Origin of the sequence: Streptomyces durbertensis, assembly GCF_014156695.1 — a bacterium.
In the GTDB taxonomy this organism is placed as follows: Bacteria; Actinomycetota; Actinomycetes; order Streptomycetales; family Streptomycetaceae; genus Streptomyces; species Streptomyces durbertensis.
The window spans coordinates 1-4,543 of the sequence record NZ_WMLF01000436.1; the positions used below are offsets into that span (position 1 = coordinate 1).

Here is a 4,543-nt window from a genome sequence, read left to right on the forward strand (position 1 = left end):
CCCCCACCCTCACCGACGTCACCCCGACCACCCTCCGCACCTGCCTCACCCGCCTCGCGACCCGCTGACGGTCCACCGGCGAGGTCATGTGGGTCTGCTGGCCGGCGCGCTCGGCGGCGCGGGTCAACATCACGCCCGTCGTGGTGACAGGTCGTGGGACCAGGGTGGGTCGGCTCCGGGGGTCCGGCAGGTGTGGGCGGCGACCAGGGCCGCGTAGGCGGCGGCGTCGGCGGCCTCGTCGAGGGTGAGCCCGTCCAGGCGGCCGCCGAGGCGGCCGAGTGTGGCGAGGTGGTGGAGGAAGCCGGCGGTGAAGGAGTCCCCCGCGCCGACGGTGTCGGCGACCCGCACGGGGCGGCCCGGCACGGTGGTGCGCACGCCGTCGAGGGAGAGCAGGGCCCCGCGCTCACCGAGGGTGACGACCACGAGGGGCGCGCCGGCGGCGTGGAGGGTGTCGCAGGCTTCCGCGGGGTCCGTGCCGGGGAGCAGGTGGGCCAGGTCCTCCTCGCTGAGGCGGAGGATGTCGGCCAGTCCGCACCAGCGGGCCAGCCGCCCGCGGTAGACGGCGGGTTCCACCAGCAGCGGCCGGACGTTGGGGTCCAGGGAGATCGTGGTGTGCGGGCGGGCGGCGGCGAGGTGCTCCTCGACGCGGGGGCCGCCCGGTTCGCGGACGAGCGCGAGTGAGCCGGTGTGCAGGCATACGCCGCCGCCCGTGGTCGCGGCGGCCAGTTCGCGGTCGGACCACTGCCAGTCGGCGGTGCCCTCGGCGTGGAAGGAGTAGGTGGCCTGGCCGCCCTCGCGGACGTCCGCGAGGGCGAGGGTGCTGGCCTCGGCGGCGGTGACGCAGGCGCTCAGGTCCACACCGGACCTGGCCAGGCGGGTGCGGAAGAGGTCGCCGAAGACGTCACGGGAGAGGCGGCCGGCGAAGCGCGTGGGGGTGCCGAGCCTGGCGAGCGCGACGGCGGTGTTGGCCGGGCCGCCGCCGGGCAGCGCCCGCAAGGTGAGGGCGTCCGGCCCGGCGCCCGGACCCGCTCCGGTCGGGGGCCCGCTGAAGACGTCGGCGACGCACTCGCCGAGGACGGTGACCGTCCGCCCGGCGGGTTGGGGACTCATGGAGGTGGCTGCCTTTCTGCGGCACGGCGGGACGGCGGGAGGTTCGGCGGTCAGCCCTTGACCGCGGCGCTGGCCACGCCCTGGACGAACCATCGCTGGAAGAGGGCGAAGACGATGAGCACGGGCAGGACCATCAGGACGCCGAAGGCGAGGATCTGCCCCCAGTCCGGGGGCTGCTGCCCCTGGAAGACGCTCAACTCAAGCGGCAACGGACGCACCGACGGGTCGGAGATCATGAGCACCGGCCACAGGAACGATCCCCACTGGATGAGGAAGGTGAGGATGGCGACCGAGGCGAACACCGGCTTCGACATCGGCACGATGATCGCGAAGAAGGTGCGCCACGGTCCCGCGCCGTCCAGGCGCGCGGCCTCCTCGATGCTCGGCGGGATCTTCCGGAAGAACGTGTGGAACTGGTAGATCGCGAAGGCGTTGGCGATGAACGGCAGGGCCAGGATGTACACCGTGTTGCGCTGCCCGTTGAACATGTAGAACAGCGGCACCGCGACCGACTCGAAGGGGATCAGCATCAGCAGCACGACCACCGTGAACAGGGTTCCCTGCCCGCGCCACTTCAGCCGGGTGAGCCCGTAGGCGGCCATCGAGTTGACGACCAGCCCGCCGGTCACGACCACAAACGCGACCAGGACCGAGACGCCCATGAACTGCCAGAAGTAACCGGTGCTCTCGGAGTTGAGGCTGCTGAAGACGGCCGTGTAGTTGTCGAAGGAGAGGTTGGTGGGCAGGAAGCCGGACAGGCCGCTCAGGACCTCGTCGGACGGTTTGAGGCTGCCCAGGAAGAGGTAGAGGGCGGGGAGGGCGAAGAGGAACGCCAGAACGCTCAGCACGGCGTAGTCGGCGACGCGGCGAACCGTTGTGCGAGTCGTGGACATGGTGTGGGCTCAGTCCTCGTTGTCGGGCCGGACGACGCGGCGCTGGACGACCGTCAGCGCGACGACGATCAGGAAGAACACCACCGTGACGGCGGACGCCTGCCCGATGTTGTTCTGGTCGAAGGCCGTGGTGACGGCCTGGTACATCACGGTGCGGGTCGCGTCCTCGTCGAGGCCGCCGCCTCGGACGAGGATGTACACCTGGTCGAAGACGCGGAACGACAGCACCGACGTCAGCAGGGCGACAAAGACGAGCGTGCCGCGGATCCCGGGCAGCGTGACGTGCCGGAACTGCTGCCAGCGCGAGGCACGGTCGAGTCTGGCCGCCTCGTAGAGGTCGCCCGGTATCTGCTGCAGGCCCGCCAGCAGGATGACCATCTGGAAGCCGACGCCCTGCCAGATGGACAGCACGACGATCGACGCCATCGCCGTCGTCGCGTCCCCGAGCCAGTCGAACGCCCCCCAGTTGCCGAAACTCACGGCGTTCAGAGCCGAGTTGAGCATGCCCTCCTCGCCGCGCGCGAGGATCAGCCGCCAGATCACCGCGACCAGCGCCATCGGGAAGACGACCGGCATGAAGAAGAAGGACCGGAAGAGGCCGATCGCCTTCAGCTTGCGGTTGAGCAGGATCGCCAGTGCCAGCGCGAGACCGGTCTGCACCGGTACGACCACCGCGGCGAAGGTGAGGTTGTTCAGCAGGGCCCGCAGGAAGGGTCCTGACAGGTCGGGGTCGGTGAACAGCCGCCGGTAGTGCTCCAGTCCGAAGAACGACGGCTCCGCGGGCGAGCCGAGTCGGACGTTGTAGAAGGAGAGCACGACGGCGTAGCAGAACGGGATGCCGACAAAGGCGATGAGGCCTCCGACACCCGGCGCGGACATCAGCAGTCCGTGCCACCGGTCGCGGTTCCTCCGCGTGGCCTTCGACCGCTTCTCGGGGGTCGCGGGCGGCGCCTTCTCCCGGCGCGGGGGCGCGCTGTGCGCGGGTTCCAGGGTTCTCACTGGAGGGTCCTGTTCCTGGCCGGGCGGTCACAGGCACGGTCGCCGTGTGCCCGCCCGGCCGTTCGGGTCCTGAGGGGAAGCGGGGCCGGTCCGAAGCGGGGGCCGGTCCGAAGCGGGAGCCGGTGCTACGGGATCGGGTAGCCGCCGTTGTCGGAGAAGTCGCGGTCGATGGCCCGGGCGGCCTTGGCGAGGGCCTCCTTTGCGTCGGCTCCTCCGTAGATCGAGTTCAGCGCCTCGCTGAACTTCGCGGTGACGGTGGGGTATCCGGCGGTGATCGGCCGGGTGGTGGCGACGCAGGAGGACGTGATGCCGCTGTCGCCGCAGGGCTTGGCGAGCTGGTCGGCGAAGAGCTGGAGGGGGCCGCCCTCCCGGTACAGCTCGCTCTTGGCCAGCGCGGACTTCGTCGCCGGCACCGCGCCGTTGGCCTTGGTCATCGCGGTGACGTTGGTGTCGTTGAGCAGGTAGTCGAGGAAGGCGCCGGCCGCCTTGCCGTTCCCGCTGTTCGCGCCGATGCCCCAGGACCACGAACCCTGCCCGGCCTTGGGCCCGTTGCCGAAGTCGGGCAGCGGCAGGACGACGAGGTCCTCGCCCAGGGCCTTGCTGTAGGCCGGGTACGCCCAGTGCCCGACCCAGCTGAGGGCGACCCGCCCCTTGGCGAACGCGTTGCCGTCCGTGTTGGCGTCGACGTACGTCTTCCACGACTGGAAGGTCCGCATCGCCGACACCACGCCGGGCGCGTCGAGGGCGCCCGCCGCCTTGCCGTCCTTGAGCAGGGAACCACCGGCGGACCAGACGACGGGGGCGAAGCCGTAGGTGCCCCACTCGGTGGCCAGCCCGTACTGCTCGGAGATGTCGAGCGCCTTGCCGTTGGAGTCCTCGGCCTTCAGCGCCTTGAGCGCGGCGGTGAACTCCTCGGCGGTCCAGCCGTCGTCGAGGCCCTTGGGGTACGTGACGCCGGCCGCGTCGAGCAGCTTCTTGTTGCCGTAGATCCCGAGCCCGGAGTCGAACATGCCGAGGCCGTAGTGGCTGCCGTTGATCGCGCCCTGCGCCTTGACGGCCTCGGTCGCGTTGTCGAGCGTCCCGGCGGAGACGAAGTCGTCGAGCGGGGCGAGCTTCTTGTTGTAGACGAAGTTCGCCATCGTCGGGCCGTCGAACTCCAGCACGTCCGGCAGTTCGGAGGCACTGGTGGCGGTGATCGTCTTTGTGTAGTCCTGCTCGGGTATCAGCTTCAGCCTGACCTTGACGTCGCTCTGCGAGTCGTTGAACGACTCCACCGCGGTCTGGAGCGCGACGGTCTCGCTCTCCTGGCCCTGGTGCGCCCAGACGCTGATGGTGCCCTTCCCGCTGCCCTCCTCGGCGGACACGTCCGCGCCGCCGCCTCCCCCACAGGCGGCGACGGCGAGCAGGGGGAGGACGAGGGCCAGGCCGGTGAGCGCCGTGCGGCGCGGCTTTCTGCTGCGTGCGGTCATGGGTGGTGCCTCCGTGCGGCTCGGTGGTTCGGGGTACTGCGACGGGGGTACTGCGAGGCGGGGGGTGGGAGT

General features: G+C 70.8%; 4 protein-coding genes. All 4 read right to left on the bottom strand.

Annotation, left to right across the window (positions count from 1 at the left end; all coding sequences use genetic code 11):
- Window positions 1-129 precede the first annotated feature (129 nt).
- The 4 genes from GL263_RS22115 to GL263_RS22130 all read right to left on the bottom strand — a co-directional run bounded on the left by GL263_RS22115 (window position 130) and on the right by GL263_RS22130 (window position 4,471).
- The gene (locus GL263_RS22115) at window positions 130-1,110 is read right to left on the bottom strand and encodes a carbohydrate kinase family protein (RefSeq protein ID WP_182857498.1); all 981 of its coding nucleotides are present in this window, start codon (window positions 1,108-1,110) and stop codon (window positions 130-132) included.
- A 50-nt stretch (window positions 1,111-1,160) separates the two neighbouring features.
- Complete coding sequence (locus GL263_RS22120) at window positions 1,161-2,003, bottom strand: carbohydrate ABC transporter permease (RefSeq protein ID WP_182857499.1); 843 nt, start codon at window positions 2,001-2,003, stop codon at window positions 1,161-1,163.
- Window positions 2,004-2,012: 9 nt separating this feature from the next.
- Window positions 2,013-3,002, bottom strand: coding sequence for a carbohydrate ABC transporter permease (locus GL263_RS22125; protein ID WP_182857500.1), 990 nt, complete (start codon window positions 3,000-3,002; stop codon window positions 2,013-2,015).
- 125 nt (window positions 3,003-3,127) lie between these two features.
- Window positions 3,128-4,471, bottom strand: coding sequence for an ABC transporter substrate-binding protein (locus GL263_RS22130; protein ID WP_182857501.1), 1,344 nt, complete (start codon window positions 4,469-4,471; stop codon window positions 3,128-3,130).
- Window positions 4,472-4,543: the final 72 nt, after the last annotated feature.

Bases quoted from the DNA above. Each gene is read 5' to 3' on its own strand.
- GL263_RS22120 (WP_182857499.1), bottom strand. From the start codon at position 2,003: ATGTCCACGACTCGCACAACGGTTCGCCGCGTCGCCGACTACGCCGTG.
- GL263_RS22130 (WP_182857501.1), bottom strand. From the start codon at position 4,471: ATGACCGCACGCAGCAGAAAGCCGCGCCGCACGGCGCTCACCGGCCTG.
- GL263_RS22115 (WP_182857498.1), bottom strand. From the start codon at position 1,110: ATGAGTCCCCAACCCGCCGGGCGGACGGTCACCGTCCTCGGCGAGTGC.